Raw genomic sequence first — 14,180 nt, 5'->3', positions numbered from 1 at the left:
TATTTTTTGCAGCTTTTCTTGCACGTCCATCGGGAAAGCGGCTATATATTCGTCAATATTTTTTGCTGGCTGGCCTTTCATTATCATTTAATTACAGATCAAATATAACCAACAGCATTTATTTTAATGATGGGTAAAAACGACATTGTAAGAGGTTGGATAAGCCACTGCTGTGGTAAGATTCTACAGTTTCTATCTAAAAATGATAGTTAATCCTTAAATCTTATAATCCTATAAATCCTAGTCGTATATTCGTACAAAAAAATTTCAAAAATGGACGCATATAATATAATTCAGCATTTACACTCCGGTTTCAGGTATGTGGTATTGGTATTGTTAATACTGGCTATTATCCAATCATTGATAGGCTGGATAAACAAAAGCCCTTATACCGAAGGTAACCGCAAGATCAACCTGTTTACCCTGATATCGGTACATACCCAATTGCTTATTGGTATTGTATTATACATCATCAGCCCTATGGTGCGGTTTAATAGCGAAACTATGAAAAATAGCACCTTACGCTATTTCGCGGTAGAGCATTGGGTGGGTATGGTTATAGCTATTGTGTTAATTACCATAGGCCATAGCAAGTCTAAAAAAATTGTTTTACCAGAGGTTAAACATAAAACCATAGCCCTATATTACCTTATTGCTTTGTTAATAGTGGTGGGTACATTGGCAGCGGGGCATATCCCCATTTTAAAATAGTTTGAAAAAAAGTGCTTAAAAAGTTTGCTAATTCAATTTTCTTTATAAATTTGCGACCACAATGATCAAAAACAAAAATATTAATAGCTGGTGGCGCCCATTAATTTTGGCAGCCGGATAATTCTTTTTGATCAGAGCACACTAATCAATTGCAAACCTAATAAGGAAACCCGGCGACCCTCATTCGCTGGGTTTTTTGTTTTACTAAAATTTGGATATCACAACAAATGAAAAAATATAAAATTATAACTACTTATAAAAAGCTACTGGCCGATACAACTACGCCAGTAAGCATCTACCTTCGTTTACGCGACGTGTTCCCAAACTCGCTGCTACTGGAAAGCTCAGACTACCATAGCCGCGAAAACAGCATGAGCTATGTTTGCTGCGAGCCTATTGCGGGCTTAATATTAAATAATGACGTTTTAAAAGAAAGCTATCCGGGTGGACATACAGAAACTTACGAAGCCGGACAATTTGAGCTAACCGCCCATATTAATGATTTTTTAAACCGGTTTGAAACCACCGAGATTGCGTTAAAAGCTGCAGCTAACGGCTTATTTGGTTATTTTACCCACGAGGCGGTTGAGCATTATGAAACAATTAAGCTAAAGCAAAGCGACGACACCACACGCGCTATACCGGTAATGCAGTACCATGTGTACCGTTACATTATAGCCATTGACCACTTTAAAAATGAGTTATATATATTTTATAACCAGTTTGAGAATGAGGATATAGTCGGAGCAGGTATCCAGAAAATAGAGGACCTGATAAAAAATAAAAACTTCCCCGAATACGGTTTTCAAAGCAAGGATGACGAGCAGTCAAACTTAACCAACGAAGCGTTTATGGCCATTGTGGAGAAAATGAAACAGCATATTTATCGTGGTGATGTTTTCCAGATAGTGCCATCAAGGGCTTTCTCCAAACAATTTACCGGCGATGAATTTAATGTTTACCGCGCGTTGCGCTCTATTAACCCGTCGCCTTATTTATTTTATTTTGACTTTGGCAATTTCCGGATATTTGGTTCATCGCCCGAGGCGCAGATCACTATAAAAAACAGGGTAGCTACCATATATCCTATTGCCGGCACTTTTAAACGCAGCGGCGATGATGAAAAAGATGCTGAGATAGCCCTAAACCTTAAAAATGACCCAAAAGAATCATCAGAGCATGTAATGTTGGTTGACCTGGCCCGTAATGATCTGAGCCGCCATTGTGAGCAGGTAGAAGTTAAGGCGTTTAAAGAGGTACAATACTACTCGCATCTGATACATTTAGTATCGCAGGTTAGCGGTAAGCTGCTGCCGGGTGTACCTTCATTTAAAGTTGTTGCCGATACCTTTCCGGCAGGTACTTTAAGCGGCGCACCCAAGTACCGCGCTATGGAGATTATTGACGAGAACGAAAATATAAAACGCAGCTTTTACAGCGGCGCTATTGGCTACTTAGGCTTTAACGGCGACTTTAACCACGCCATTATGATACGCTCGTTTTTAAGTAAAAACAATACTTTACATTATCAGGCCGGGGCAGGCATTGTAGCCGGCTCTGTTGCCGAGAGCGAGTTAAATGAAGTAAACAATAAAATTGCGGCCCTGCGTAAAGCAATTGAGATGGCCGAAGAAATATAAAATAAATTAATGATACGCATTTTGGTTTTAAACAAAATAGGAGTAACCCTGCAATCCAATAAAGCGTATTAGTGTTGATCCTGCTGTTTAATTAAAGAAGTTGGGAGCGTGTGAAAAATGAAAGATAGAATATTAATAATTGACAATTACGATTCGTTTACCTATAACCTGGTACATTTAGTTAATGAAATTGGTTTACAATGCGATGTATGGCGCAATGACCAATTTAAGCTGGAAGATGTTGACGCTTACGATAAAATAATTCTTTCGCCGGGGCCGGGTATACCGTCCGAAGCGGGTTTGTTGCTGGATGTAATTGAAAAATATGCACCAACAAAAAGTATTTTTGGCGTGTGTTTGGGCCAGCAAGCCATTGCCGAAGTTTTTGGCGGCAAGCTATATAATTTAAAACAGCCCATGCATGGCATTGCCACCCCAATAACCGTTACTGACGATACAGAAAAGTTATTTACCGATTTGCCGCAAACCTTTAAAGTTGGCCGCTATCACTCGTGGGTGGTTGACGAAAAGGCTATACCTGATGTGTTAACAGTAACTGCTATTGATGAAGTTGATAACTCGGCTATGGCTATAAGGCATAAAACATATGATGTGCGGGGCGTACAGTTTCACCCCGAATCAATATTAACGGAGTACGGAAAAGAAATGATGCAGAATTGGTTAGCCCCCCAACCCCCTAAAGGGGGTGTATTGTAGGGGTTCAATTAATAATAAAATTATAACAAATGGTTCCCCCTTTAGGGAGCTAGGGGGTTTATGAATATTCTTGATAAAATAGTACTTAATAAAAAGGTAGAGATTGAGGTTGCAAAGAGCAATGTTTCTATTGCGCAACTGGAAGCATCTGAGTTTTTCAATCGTACACCGTATTCCTTCCGCGAGTTTTTACTGGCACCGGATCGTACCGGTATCATAGCCGAGTTTAAGCGTAAATCGCCATCAAAAGGGATCATAAATGATAAAGTAAGCGTTAAGGAAGTTACCAGTGCTTACGCGGCAGCGGGCGCCTCGGCGCTTTCGGTATTAACTGACCGCAATTTTTTTATGGGTGATAAACCCGACCTGATAGCGGCGCGCGATGCTAACACCATCCCGCTGTTGCGTAAGGATTTTATGATTGATGAGTACCAGGTGCTGGAAGCCAAAGCCTGGGGTGCAGATATTATTTTACTGATAGCGGCAATATTAACCCCTGCCGAAATACAGACCCTGGCATCATTAGCTAAAAGTTTAGGCTTGAATGTATTGTTAGAGGTGCATAACCTGGAAGAACTACAACGCAGCATTAATCCTAATTTAGACGCCATCGGGGTAAATAACCGTAACCTGGCCGATTTTACGGTATCGGTAGATACGTCGTTTCAATTAGCCGGGCATATCCCTGCGGAGTTTTTAAAAATATCCGAAAGCGCCATCAGCAATACCGAAATTATTAAAAGCCTTAAGCAAGCCGGTTTTAATGGGTTTTTAATTGGCGAAAATTTTATGAAAGAGCAGGATCCCGGCGCGGCGATAAGGGAGTTTGTGAAGGGATTGTAGTAATTAGCGTATTACATTTTCCTTTTGATGATAGATGGATGTGACTGTTATAATTACCTCATCGTAATAGTAAAACACATAGTATTTATCCCAAATTAGTAATAAATCTTCCGCATCTGTTTTAACACCGGTTGCAGGTTGTTTTAATAGTGATTTTAATCTTCTTGTAAGCTTTAAAAAAAATTGTTTGGAATAGTTATCAGATTTATTCCTTAAATTATTGAATGTGATAATCCGCTCTAAATCAATTTCTGCTTTTTTGGAAAAGACTATTCTTTTAGCCATTTTTCATATTTCTTTTCCAATTCTTCCATGGTAATAAAATCACCTTTTTTTATATCATTATGCCCCTGCCTTATACCTTCTTTCATGTGTTCAGGAACAATAAACACATCATCTTTATAACTGCTAATAATTGTATTCAGCATTTCTAAACGATCAGCATCATTTAGATTGTCGATTTTTTTATGAAGGGATTCTTTTAACTCAATTAGTGTCATGATATAAAGTTAAATATTTTTTAGCTGATATTTTGTCACAAAACTTTAATCAAAACAACACTAATGCCAGTTTTCGTAACTTGGTACTTTGATTGTTAAATCAATATTGAATGAAACAAAAATTTTATGATACAGCCATTAAGCAGGAGCGTGCGGTTTTAGTGGGGTTTTAATTAGCGAAAATTTTATGAAAGAGCAGGATACCGGCGCGGCGATAAGGGGTGTGTGTGAAGGGGTTATAGTAATACTTTTTTATACGCTCGGGGAGGGGGTTGATAAAACAAAAAAGGCGATGAAGATCTTCATCGCCTTTAATGAAATTTCAATCAGCTTACGCTTTCTTCCCTGTAGGTTTCTTCCTGCTTTCGGTATAACCTGCAAAGCCTAATGACAGTACCAATAATATGGAGCCTGCCAATGATATACCCTCACCGGTATAATAAGATGCCGGGTGGAAAATAAACTCAACTTTATGGTTGCCAACCGGTATTTCCGCGGCGCGCAAAACATAATCAGCACGGAAGTAGGGTTGCTCTTTGCCGTCTATCAGCATCTTCCAGCCTTTGTCATAGTATATTTCAGAGAATACGGCTATTTGGTTAGCGGTTGATCCTGATTCATAAATCATATGATCCGGGTTATAACTTACCAATTTAATGCTGGCGTTTGTGTCAACAGCTAATTGGTTTTTATCTATCAGACTGCTGTAACGCTTATCAACAATAGCCGAATTTTTAGGGTCAAAGCTACTGATAGCCTGCATTTCTTCGTCGGCATTTTTAGCAAATTTAATATCCTTTACAAACCAGGCATGGCCACATGCGGTTTGGTTAACGGACATATTGCTGGATTGTGTTTTTTGGTCAGCACTTATGATGTACTTAACATTCATCATATCCAAAACATCATGGTTAATGCTTTTGCTAAATTGCCCGTCAACCAATTCCTGGATACGTTTTAACCGCGCGGCAGAGTAGCCTCCAAATGTTTTATGAAAAAACGGGTTGAAGGTATCATTCAACAGGCCTTGTGTCGCGTCAAATACCCTAAAATCAGGATCGGTATCACGCTGTATAAACTGGTCAACCTCGCGCGGTGCCGGGGCAAGCGAGTCTTTTTTATCCTCAAAGCTATCCTCTTTCAAATAGCGTTTATCTATCTGCCACATATCCACCAGTATCAATATTAAAAACGCAGCGGATAATAAGCTAACATTTATTTTATGTTTAATAAATGCCCAAAGTATGCCAAAGGTTATCAGTATAAATATTAACGTGCGTATAGCATCTGCGCGGGCAAGGCCTATTCGGTCCTTAACTATGGCGTTAGCTACGCTATTAGCCATGGCATTATCGCCCTGAAAAGCCTGAGTAAGCATAGTTACGCCGTCGGCCTGGTTGGTGGCTCTGAAGCTTAAAAGCATATCAGGCAGTACAATAATTAATAGCGTTAAGCCGCCAACTATATAAAGTGTTAATTTTAATTTTTTAAATAGGCGGGCATTATCCCGTTCTTCAATAGTTTCTTTAATGGCCAAAAATGCCAGTATAGGGAAGCATAGGCTGGTTACCGCCAATATAGATTCAACCGCCCTGAACTTGTTGTAAAGCGGGAAGTAATTAAAGAAAATATCAGACAAAAATGGCCAGTTGTTACCGAATGATAACAACACAGTTAATACAACTGTACCTAACAGCCACCATTTTGCCCGGTTTTTTACCACCAGCAAACCAAATACAAACAAAAAGCAAATAACAGCGCCAAAATACCAGGGACCACTGGTAGATGGTTGTTTATTGCCCCAGTAAGTGCCCAACCCCTGTACAGCGCCTCCGCCTATTTGATCGGCATATTTTACGGCATCAGCTTCTGGTAAACCTTTGGCTAAAAATACTTTGGCAGTCTCGGAGTTTTGGTCCAATACCTCAGTGCCACTGCCCCCGCCGTAAGCGTTTGGAATTAAAAAGGTAAGACATTCGCCTACGCCCTGGCTATATTGGTAAGCATAATCTTTATCCAAACCATTACTCGGCTCTTTAATCGAAGTAAGGTTAGATTTGCCGCGGATGGTATCCTTTCCATACTCATAGGTACTCCAAAGTATGGAGGCATTTACTACAATGGCCAACACTATACCTGTAGCTAAATAACCTAATGATTTTAAAAAGGCCGGGGTTGTTTTAGCTTTAATAGCATGATATAATTCAATGCATACCAATATGATAATGGCAAACATTAAATAATAGGTCATTTGTATGTGGTTTGCTCTTATCTCAATGGCTAAAAACAAGGCCGTTAATGATGCCCCTAATACATATTTTCCACGCAGGGTTAAAATAATACTGGCCAGTATGGGCGCAAAAAATGCTATGGCAAAGGCCTGGTTGGAGTGCCCTGCGGCAAGGTAAATTATATTGTATGACGAAAACGTAAACGCAATGGCTCCCGCAGCAGCCAGCCACGGGTTAAGCTTTAATACCAAAAATAAAAAGTAAGTGCCTATAAGCAGTATCAAAACCGTATCAATTGGGTTGGGAAACACCGCCTTTATTACGCGTATAATAGGGGTGGTAATATTATTGGGGTATGGTGCCCATATCTGGAAGGTTGGCATACCGCCAAATATCTGGTTGGTCCATAATATAGTGGTGTCCTTAGCTTTATAGCTGTTTATTTCTGTTTGGGTTGATTGTGCCCCCGTTACGTCAACCTGGCCCAGGGTTTTACCCTGAAACGCTGGTGTAAAATAAAGAAAACATATTGCCAAAAATATGCCGATAATGGCAAAATGGATGCCATTGCGCTTGAACCAGTTATTCATTTAAGTTTGTTGAGTGGTTATTATAATCTTCAAAAATAGAAATTTGTAGCAGATTTTTATGTTGATTGGTTTTTTATGTTAATTAAGTGCGTAGTTGCTCAAAAAAACCTTATAACTTAATCAAGCCCTCACCTAATAAACCCAATCAACCATAACCTAACAATTTTGGGAGGTTATCCAATAAAATGCCACGCCAAATAGCAGGATGATGCCTGTAATATAGCTAATAATAACTACCCGGGTATACTCCTCGCGATTGCGGCGGATATTGAAAAAGTTGTATAAAGCCAAAAAACCGGCTATTACCCAAAAAAACCAGTTGATATGATTGCAGGATGTAAACAGGGATATGGCTACCGCCAATACAATATAGTTGGTGAGTACAAGCAACATAGACGAGGGGGTATTATTATGCCTGCGCCTACGCTTGTATAGCTCCTCGGGGATCATTCTATTTTTTTACCTCTTCATAATCTACAAACTCGCCCTCGCTATCAGGTATATTGCTTTTTTTCCCTTCGGGGATGTAATCTACCTTAACCCGGCCTGTTGGCTGCTCAGGGCGTTTGTAATTTTGTTGTGTATGCTGTTGCGCTTTATTTACCACGCTTTGAAAAAGAAAAGGCAATAGCAGGCGCATAATGGCACGCACTACATATAATATTAATATGGATATAATTAAAAAGCGAATAAGTATCATCTCGTTAAATTAAGCGTACAAATATAATAACATAAACGTGTAAAATGTTTGCTTATGATTTTACACAACAATTTGATGGATGAATATGGGGATTTGTTACAAGAATAAAATAATCAGAATGTCATTTCGACAACTCCTCTTGTCATCCTCGAACATAGTGAGAGATCTATACACACGTAATCAAGCCGCCTTGCTTGTGTATAGTTTTCTCGTTATCACTCGAAATGACAAGTTAAAAAAAAACTATAAGTATTGTCATCTCGAACATAGTGAGAGATCTATACACGCGCTAAGCTAACGACCTGCTTATGTATAGATTTCTCGCTGTCGCTCGAAATGACATACGGGGTTAATTACGAAAACTTCTCTTCCATCATTTTCTCCAGCGCAAACATTTCATCGCGCAACTTGGCGGCACGCAAAAAGTCCATGTCCTTGGCGGCGGCAAGCATATCTTTCTTGGTATTGTCGATTGATTTTTTCAGGTCGCCTTTGCTCATATATTGTACAATAGGGTCGGCAGCCAGGGTGATCATATCGGTTTCTACATAAGCCTTTTGTACCCCGCCCTTAAAATCAACAACGGATGTTTGCTCAATAATTTCCTCTCTGGATTTACCAACCGTTAGCGGCGTAATACCATGCTCGGTATTGTATTTTATCTGTATATCACGGCGGCGGTTGGTTTCTTCCATCGTTATCCGCATCGAGTCGGTAATTTTATCGGCATACATAATTACACGTCCCCGGTCATTACGGGCGGCGCGACCTATGGTTTGTATCAATGAACGCTCTGAACGTAAAAAGCCTTCCTTATCCGCATCCAAAATAGCCACTAACGATACTTCGGGCAAATCCAATCCCTCGCGCAGCAAATTGATGCCTATCAGCACATCAAACTCACCCAGACGTAGTCCGCGTAATATTTCAACCCTTTGCAGGGTTTTAACCTCGCTGTGTATGTAACGGCATTTAATGCCCAGTCGGTCCATGTATTTGGCCAGTTCCTCGGCCATGCGTTTGGTGAGGGTAGTTACCAGCACGCGGTCGCCCATTTTAATGGTTTTATCCACTTCGTCCAATAAATCATCCACCTGGTTAATAACCGGGCGCACTTCAATTATCGGATCAAGCAAGCCTGTAGGGCGTATCACCTGTTCCACTACTACACCGCCCGATTTTTCCAGTTCAAAATCGGCAGGGGTGGCACTTACGTAGATGGTTTGTGGGGCCAGCCGCTCAAACTCCTGGAAGTTTAGCGGGCGGTTATCCATTGCCGCAGGTAAACGGAAACCATAATCAACCAGCGATATTTTGCGCGACCGGTCACCGCCATACATGGCACGTATTTGCGGTACGGTAACGTGACTCTCGTCAATCACCATCAGGTAATCATCCGGGAAATAATCCAGTAAGCAGAAGGGCCTCATCCCTGGTGCGCGGCCATCAAAAAAGCGCGAATAATTTTCAATACCCGAGCAATACCCCAGCTCACGTATCATCTCCAGGTCGTAATTAACCCTTTCTTCCAGTCGCTTGGCTTCTAAAAAGCGGCCATCGTCAATAAACTGTTTTTTGCGGGTTTCCAACTCTTCCTGTATGGCCCAGATGCTTTGGGTAAAACGCTCGCGCGGGGCAACGTATAAGTTGGCCGGGTACAGCACCATGTGGGTCATTTTCTCTATCGTTTTCCCTGTAGAAACATCGAAAGCGCTTAACTCCTCAATGTCATCACCGAAAAAAGATATTCGATAGGCATGGTCCATATAAGCCGGAAAAATATCCACCGTATCGCCCTTCACCCTGAAAGTGCCGCGTTTAAAATCGGCTGTGGTACGGGCATATAAAATTTCAACTAGTCTGTGCAAAAAAGCATTCCGGCTAATGCGGGTGCCCACGGCAAATTTAAATACCGAGTTGGCAAAATCCTCTGGGTTACCCATACCGTAAATGCAGGAAATGGACGATACCACAATCACATCGCGCCTGCCGCTCATTAATGCGGATGTAGTGCGCAGGCGCAATTTTTCTATCTCCTCGTTTATTTGCAGGTCCTTTTCAATATAGGTATTAGTGGTAGGTATAAAAGCTTCGGGCTGGTAATAATCATAATAGGATACAAAGTAGTTTACCGCGTTCTCCGGGAAAAACTGCTTAAACTCGCCATACAGCTGCGCCGCCAACGTTTTGTTATGACTAAGCACCAGCGTAGGCTTTTGCGTTTGCTGTATAACGTTGGCAATGGTAAACGTTTTACCCGAGCCGGTAACCCCCAGCAGCGTTTGAAAAGGGTCCTGGTTATTTACACCTTGAACCAGTTGCTTTATAGCTGAGGGCTGGTCGCCGGTGGGTTTATATTGCGAGGTTAATTTAAAATCCATTTATAGTACAAAGTTAACGATTAGTAGCAACGATTGAAGGCGTTTAATGTTACGCCGTACTACAAAGTAAATATGCGATTGTGACAAGGGTATGTCAGTAGGCGTTATATAGGTTATTATCCTTATATTGTGGTTATAAATATGGGCCTGATACGTATTTTATTAGCTATTGCTGTGCTTTTAGGGCATGCTGGTTTTTCTTCAAAAATAGTTGGAGGAGACATTGCGGTAGAGGCTTTTTATATAATTTCAGGTTTTTACATGTCGCTCATACTCCATGAAAAGTATGTTGGGTCAAATAACTCTTATAAGTTATTTATAACAAACCGGTTTCTTCGGATATTCCCTTTATACTGGTTAGTGCTCGTCATAACAGTTGGTTATTCGCTGATGAGGTTTTTTATACTACACCAGCCGGATGCACCTTTAAGCGCATATCAGCAGTATTCAGGGCAGATGGGACTTTTAAATACAGCTTTTTTAATTTTTACCAACATCTGCATCTTTTTTCAGGATTGGCTGCTATTTCTTGGGTTTAACAAAGCCACTGGTTTATTATTTTTTACAACTAATTTCCAGGCAGTTGATCCTCAATTATACCATTTTTTGTTTGTTCCGCAAGCATGGACAATCAGTCTTGAACTGTTATTTTATTTGTTGGCCCCATTTATATTAAAGCGTAGCGTTAGGGTTGTAATCGTTCTAATAGTTATATCAATCAGCATAAAAGTATTGCTATTTTATTGCGGGTTGAACCACGACCCATGGACATACCGGTTTTTTCCTGCCGAAATGCACTTGTTTCTTTTAGGCTATATCTCCTACATTATTTACAACAGAATAAAGGGCTTTAAAATAAATATCATTTATTTAAATGGTATATTGCTTATGGTTTGCTTGTTTACATTAATGTATTGGGCAATACCCGGGCAGGTTAGGCAATACTTGTATTTAAGTTTATTATTTATTGCGCTGCCTTTTATTTTTTTACATACAAATAAGTGGAAATTTGATAGATATGTTGGCGAATTATCCTATCCGATATACATATTGCATAACTTGATAATCGCCTTTACTGCAAGTCTTTTTCCGCACTCAATTTATTCGATATTAATTGTTTTATTGGCAACAATTGGTGTCTCAATATTGTTGAATGAATTAGTAGCGAAAAAAATTGAAAGAATAAGGCAAAGAAGACTTAACAAAATAAAAGCCTAGGTATATCATTATGATCTTTGTACTCAACAAAACCAATACCATCGGTAACCAGTACCTGGCCGAAATGCGCGACGTGGTTGCCCAAAAGGACAGGCTGCGTTTCCGCCGCAGCCAGGAACGCCTGGGCGAGATCATGGCGTATGAGATCAGTAAAAAGCTAAGCTATGTGGAGCAGGAGGTACAAACCCCGCTGGGCGAGTGCAATATTAATGTGCCTGCCGATCAGCCGGTAATTGGAGTTATCCTAAGGGCCGGATTGCCGTTTCAGCAAGGGTTTTTAAATATGTTCGACCAGGCCAACGCGACGTTCATAACAGCCTACCGCAAGGTAAAAAAGACAGGAAATTTTGTGATCAATATCGACCATATATCCACCCCCAACCTTGATGGCAAGACCTTTATTTTATGCGACACCATGCTGGCCACCGGACAAAGCATAGTGGAGGTTTGCAAACAGCTTATGGCCCAATACACCATAAAGGACCTGCACATAGCCGCCGTTATTGCCAGCGCCGAAGGCATTGAACACGTGCGCGCCAACCTGCCCAAAGCCAAAATATGGGTTTGCGCCATTGATGAAGAAATGACCAGCAAGGCGTATATCGTTCCAGGCTTAGGTGATGCCGGGGATTTGGCGTTTGGGGAGAAGGTTTAGGGAAAGATTTCGAATTTCGGATTTTCGATTTCGGATTTATTTTTAGATTTTTTTGAACATAAAAAATAATTGCCCTATAAAAATCACCAATGTTGCATAGAAATTTTTTATAGTAAATAAGCTACCAAAAAAGTAATAGCTTATAATCAAAAGTGCAACACTTAAAATCGCGTATAAGATTAATTGGGGTGTGAAACCTTTTAAAGTTTTGTACTTAATACATAAAGTAATATTTAGGAACCAATTAAAATAACAATACATTCCTGCAAAAAAGACAAGCATTGCAATGGCGGGACGATAGCCATAATTACAATAAACTATTGCTGTAACTAAAGGTATTAATATGGAGAAAACTATTATATTCCCCAGCTTTTCACTCTTTTCATTCATTATTCTAAAAGTACAATCGAAATCGAAAATTCGAAATCCGAAATAAAAAAATGCCGGGTAATATTTTATTGTCTCTCTTTCGTATATTCAGGGTGGCGATGTTGGTGTATAATAGCAATGATCACTACACGATTGGTCGGTTCGTCAATGTAAAAGTGAATAGAGTATGGGAAAGTATTACAATGAGCTAAGCGAACAGACTTGTATCGCACTTCATAATGCAGAGGATCTTTTTGTATATGGCTTAGCGATCTTTTAATATCATCGGCAAAACGTTTTTCTAACCCTTTTTGCTGTTGAAAATACCACTTTTTGGCATCGCGAATATCTAAAAGTGCTTCATCAAAATAGAATAATTCCCAGGTCATTATTCTTGTTCGTGATCCAGTTCTGCAATAAGGGAATCTATCGGCAAAACGCGGCTGGGATTTTCTTTGATGGCATTTAAACGGGTGTCAATTAATTCCTTTTGCCAATTTGGTAAATCACTATCAACGGTAGTAAGACCAGGAAATTTACTTTTAAGCACATCCCATTCCTCAATTGGAACCAGCACAGCAGTTACCTGCCCTTTTTCGTTCGATAGATATTGCAAACTCATAAACAAATTTACAAAATTTATTATTTAATAGCTTATTACAAACACCTAATTTTGGACATGTCTCAATACCAAACAAAATACAAGCACCTTTTCTTCGACCTCGACCACACCATCTGGGATTTTGATAAAAATGCCGAAGATGCTTTCATACAATATTCAAAATACATTATATTTGTATATGGAAACATTGATAATAAATGTACCTGAGAAAAAGAGCGCTTTAGTTAAACAGCTTCTTAAAGAGTTGGGTGTGAAATATAATTCGCAATCTTCAGAAGCCGCTAATGACAATCCGATCCCTAATAAACTAACTGCTAAAACTATTGATAACGCACATAAATCAATAGGGTTAAATGAGCCTATAAAAGACATCAAATCTTTTATTAAATCCTTATAATGTTTTCCTTAATACCTACCAATCAATTTAAAAAGGATGTTAAGGTTATAAAAAAGCGTTCTGCCAAAAATGCCGATCTTTTAATTGATTTTTTAACTAAACTTCAATTAGGTGGTGCAGATGGCATAGAAAAAAAATATTCTCCTCATAAACTTTCCGGAAACTATAAGGATAATTGGGAAGCCCATATTAAGCCCGACCTGCTTATTATTTGGTTTGAGATATCCGAAGCCAATGAGATAATCTTGCTAAGATTAGGTTCGCATTCTGATTTATTTTGATGGAAAATTGCTAATGCCTGATTCAAAATACTCTCATCTCTTCTTCGATCTTGACCATACCATTTGGGATTTTGATAAAAATGCCGAGGAGGCTTTGCAGGAGTTGTATGTTATTCACCAGTTAGAGGCTATCGGTTTATCATCGCCGGAGGCGTTCATTGAAACCTACACTCGTAACAATCATCAGCTTTGGACAGATTACCATGTGGGCAAAATAACCAGGGAGCACCTGCGTGAGGAGCGATTTAGAAAAACGTTTTTGGATCTGGACGTTCACCCCGATAACATACCCCAAGGTTTTGAAGATGCTTATGTAAAACTATGC

General features: G+C 39.7%; 18 protein-coding genes. 9 read left to right on the top strand and 9 right to left on the bottom strand.

Features of this window, described 5'->3' with window-relative positions; translation table 11 throughout:
* The first annotated feature begins 273 nt into the window (after positions 1-273).
* The 4 genes from ABI367_RS11865 to trpC all read left to right on the top strand — a co-directional run bounded on the left by ABI367_RS11865 (position 274) and on the right by trpC (position 3,911).
* Entirely contained in the window at positions 274-711 is a 438-nt protein-coding gene (locus ABI367_RS11865) for a cytochrome B (protein WP_462227850.1), read from the top strand.
* A 227-nt stretch (positions 712-938) separates the two neighbouring features.
* The gene (locus tag ABI367_RS11860; RefSeq protein WP_462227849.1) at positions 939-2,351 is read left to right on the top strand and encodes an anthranilate synthase component I family protein; all 1,413 of its coding nucleotides are present in this window, start codon (positions 939-941) and stop codon (positions 2,349-2,351) included.
* 117 nt (positions 2,352-2,468) lie between these two features.
* The gene (locus tag ABI367_RS11855) at positions 2,469-3,068 is read left to right on the top strand and encodes an anthranilate synthase component II (RefSeq protein ID WP_462227848.1); all 600 of its coding nucleotides are present in this window, start codon (positions 2,469-2,471) and stop codon (positions 3,066-3,068) included.
* A 60-nt stretch (positions 3,069-3,128) separates the two neighbouring features.
* Positions 3,129-3,911 (top strand): indole-3-glycerol phosphate synthase TrpC, encoded by a 783-nt coding sequence (gene trpC / locus ABI367_RS11850; protein WP_462227847.1) that lies wholly within the window; start codon positions 3,129-3,131, stop codon positions 3,909-3,911.
* Between the two features lie 3 nt (positions 3,912-3,914).
* On the opposite strand, the gene ABI367_RS11845 is transcribed toward trpC, so the two are convergent.
* The 6 genes from ABI367_RS11845 to uvrB all read right to left on the bottom strand — a co-directional run bounded on the left by ABI367_RS11845 (position 3,915) and on the right by uvrB (position 10,313).
* Positions 3,915-4,196 (bottom strand): type II toxin-antitoxin system RelE/ParE family toxin, encoded by a 282-nt coding sequence (locus ABI367_RS11845; RefSeq protein WP_462227846.1) that lies wholly within the window; start codon positions 4,194-4,196, stop codon positions 3,915-3,917.
* Entirely contained in the window at positions 4,181-4,411 is a 231-nt protein-coding gene (locus tag ABI367_RS11840; protein WP_462227845.1) for a hypothetical protein, read from the bottom strand. The genes ABI367_RS11845 and ABI367_RS11840 overlap by 16 nt, the downstream gene beginning before the upstream one ends.
* 331 nt (positions 4,412-4,742) lie before the next feature.
* The gene (locus ABI367_RS11835) at positions 4,743-7,232 is read right to left on the bottom strand and encodes a YfhO family protein (RefSeq protein WP_462227844.1); all 2,490 of its coding nucleotides are present in this window, start codon (positions 7,230-7,232) and stop codon (positions 4,743-4,745) included.
* A 156-nt stretch (positions 7,233-7,388) separates the two neighbouring features.
* Complete coding sequence (locus tag ABI367_RS11830) at positions 7,389-7,625, bottom strand: hypothetical protein (RefSeq protein WP_462227843.1); 237 nt, start codon at positions 7,623-7,625, stop codon at positions 7,389-7,391.
* Between the two features lie 58 nt (positions 7,626-7,683).
* The gene (locus ABI367_RS11825) at positions 7,684-7,932 is read right to left on the bottom strand and encodes a DUF4834 domain-containing protein (protein WP_462227842.1); all 249 of its coding nucleotides are present in this window, start codon (positions 7,930-7,932) and stop codon (positions 7,684-7,686) included.
* A gap of 353 nt (positions 7,933-8,285) precedes the next feature.
* Positions 8,286-10,313: an excinuclease ABC subunit UvrB gene (uvrB, locus tag ABI367_RS11820; protein ID WP_462227841.1), complete on the bottom strand. Its 2,028-nt coding sequence runs from the start codon at positions 10,311-10,313 to the stop codon at positions 8,286-8,288.
* Between the two features lie 141 nt (positions 10,314-10,454).
* Here uvrB and ABI367_RS11815 point away from each other — a divergent pair, with 141 nt between their 5' ends.
* On the top strand, positions 10,455-11,531 hold the full coding sequence (locus tag ABI367_RS11815; RefSeq protein WP_462227851.1) for an acyltransferase family protein: 1,077 nt from the start codon (positions 10,455-10,457) through the stop codon (positions 11,529-11,531).
* A 10-nt stretch (positions 11,532-11,541) separates the two neighbouring features.
* The gene (upp, locus tag ABI367_RS11810; protein WP_462227840.1) at positions 11,542-12,186 is read left to right on the top strand and encodes a uracil phosphoribosyltransferase; all 645 of its coding nucleotides are present in this window, start codon (positions 11,542-11,544) and stop codon (positions 12,184-12,186) included.
* Positions 12,187-12,228: 42 nt separating this feature from the next.
* Here upp and ABI367_RS11805 read toward each other — a convergent pair whose 3' ends face one another.
* The 3 genes from ABI367_RS11805 to ABI367_RS11795 all read right to left on the bottom strand — a co-directional run bounded on the left by ABI367_RS11805 (position 12,229) and on the right by ABI367_RS11795 (position 13,177).
* A complete protein-coding gene (locus ABI367_RS11805) occupies positions 12,229-12,576 on the bottom strand; it encodes a hypothetical protein (RefSeq protein WP_462227839.1) in 348 nt (115 codons plus the stop codon).
* A gap of 65 nt (positions 12,577-12,641) precedes the next feature.
* Positions 12,642-12,944, bottom strand: a complete 303-nt coding sequence (locus ABI367_RS11800; protein WP_462227837.1) for a type II toxin-antitoxin system RelE/ParE family toxin — start codon at positions 12,942-12,944, stop codon at positions 12,642-12,644.
* On the bottom strand, positions 12,944-13,177 hold the full coding sequence (locus ABI367_RS11795) for an addiction module protein (protein WP_462227836.1): 234 nt from the start codon (positions 13,175-13,177) through the stop codon (positions 12,944-12,946). The genes ABI367_RS11800 and ABI367_RS11795 overlap by 1 nt, the downstream gene beginning before the upstream one ends.
* Positions 13,178-13,355: 178 nt before the next feature.
* Here ABI367_RS11795 and ABI367_RS11790 point away from each other — a divergent pair, with 178 nt between their 5' ends.
* The 3 genes from ABI367_RS11790 to ABI367_RS11780 form a co-directional block, all read left to right on the top strand.
* The gene (locus ABI367_RS11790) at positions 13,356-13,574 is read left to right on the top strand and encodes a hypothetical protein (protein WP_462227834.1); all 219 of its coding nucleotides are present in this window, start codon (positions 13,356-13,358) and stop codon (positions 13,572-13,574) included.
* The gene (locus ABI367_RS11785; RefSeq protein WP_462227833.1) at positions 13,574-13,855 is read left to right on the top strand and encodes a type II toxin-antitoxin system RelE/ParE family toxin; all 282 of its coding nucleotides are present in this window, start codon (positions 13,574-13,576) and stop codon (positions 13,853-13,855) included. The genes ABI367_RS11790 and ABI367_RS11785 overlap by 1 nt, the downstream gene beginning before the upstream one ends.
* A 13-nt stretch (positions 13,856-13,868) precedes the next feature.
* The coding region (locus ABI367_RS11780) for a YjjG family noncanonical pyrimidine nucleotidase (protein WP_462227831.1) at positions 13,869-14,180 on the top strand (312 nt) is incomplete at its 3' end.

Origin of the sequence: Mucilaginibacter sp. (genome assembly GCF_039935595.1) — a bacterium.
Taxonomy (GTDB): domain Bacteria; phylum Bacteroidota; class Bacteroidia; order Sphingobacteriales; family Sphingobacteriaceae; genus Mucilaginibacter.
Note: the sequence above shows the minus strand (reverse complement) of the source record. Positions and strands in the feature narration are given on the sequence as shown.

What these genes read in the sequence shown, in the direction of transcription:
- ABI367_RS11825 (WP_462227842.1), bottom strand. Translation starts at nt 7,932, where the DNA reads ATGATACTTATTCGCTTTTTAATTATATCCATATTAATATTATATGTA.
- ABI367_RS11845 (WP_462227846.1), bottom strand. Translation starts at nt 4,196, where the DNA reads ATGGCTAAAAGAATAGTCTTTTCCAAAAAAGCAGAAATTGATTTAGAG.
- ABI367_RS11835 (WP_462227844.1), bottom strand. Translation starts at nt 7,232, where the DNA reads ATGAATAACTGGTTCAAGCGCAATGGCATCCATTTTGCCATTATCGGC.
- ABI367_RS11860 (WP_462227849.1), top strand. Translation starts at nt 939, where the DNA reads ATGAAAAAATATAAAATTATAACTACTTATAAAAAGCTACTGGCCGAT.
- ABI367_RS11790 (WP_462227834.1), top strand. Translation starts at nt 13,356, where the DNA reads ATGGAAACATTGATAATAAATGTACCTGAGAAAAAGAGCGCTTTAGTT.
- ABI367_RS11815 (WP_462227851.1), top strand. Translation starts at nt 10,455, where the DNA reads ATGGGCCTGATACGTATTTTATTAGCTATTGCTGTGCTTTTAGGGCAT.
- ABI367_RS11795 (WP_462227836.1), bottom strand. Translation starts at nt 13,177, where the DNA reads ATGAGTTTGCAATATCTATCGAACGAAAAAGGGCAGGTAACTGCTGTG.
- ABI367_RS11800 (WP_462227837.1), bottom strand. Translation starts at nt 12,944, where the DNA reads ATGACCTGGGAATTATTCTATTTTGATGAAGCACTTTTAGATATTCGC.
- ABI367_RS11840 (WP_462227845.1), bottom strand. Translation starts at nt 4,411, where the DNA reads ATGACACTAATTGAGTTAAAAGAATCCCTTCATAAAAAAATCGACAAT.
- ABI367_RS11830 (WP_462227843.1), bottom strand. Translation starts at nt 7,625, where the DNA reads ATGTTGCTTGTACTCACCAACTATATTGTATTGGCGGTAGCCATATCC.
- trpC (WP_462227847.1), top strand. Translation starts at nt 3,129, where the DNA reads ATGAATATTCTTGATAAAATAGTACTTAATAAAAAGGTAGAGATTGAG.
- ABI367_RS11865 (WP_462227850.1), top strand. Translation starts at nt 274, where the DNA reads ATGGACGCATATAATATAATTCAGCATTTACACTCCGGTTTCAGGTAT.
- uvrB (WP_462227841.1), bottom strand. Translation starts at nt 10,313, where the DNA reads ATGGATTTTAAATTAACCTCGCAATATAAACCCACCGGCGACCAGCCC.
- ABI367_RS11805 (WP_462227839.1), bottom strand. Translation starts at nt 12,576, where the DNA reads ATGAATGAAAAGAGTGAAAAGCTGGGGAATATAATAGTTTTCTCCATA.
- upp (WP_462227840.1), top strand. Translation starts at nt 11,542, where the DNA reads ATGATCTTTGTACTCAACAAAACCAATACCATCGGTAACCAGTACCTG.
- ABI367_RS11785 (WP_462227833.1), top strand. Translation starts at nt 13,574, where the DNA reads ATGTTTTCCTTAATACCTACCAATCAATTTAAAAAGGATGTTAAGGTT.
- ABI367_RS11855 (WP_462227848.1), top strand. Translation starts at nt 2,469, where the DNA reads ATGAAAGATAGAATATTAATAATTGACAATTACGATTCGTTTACCTAT.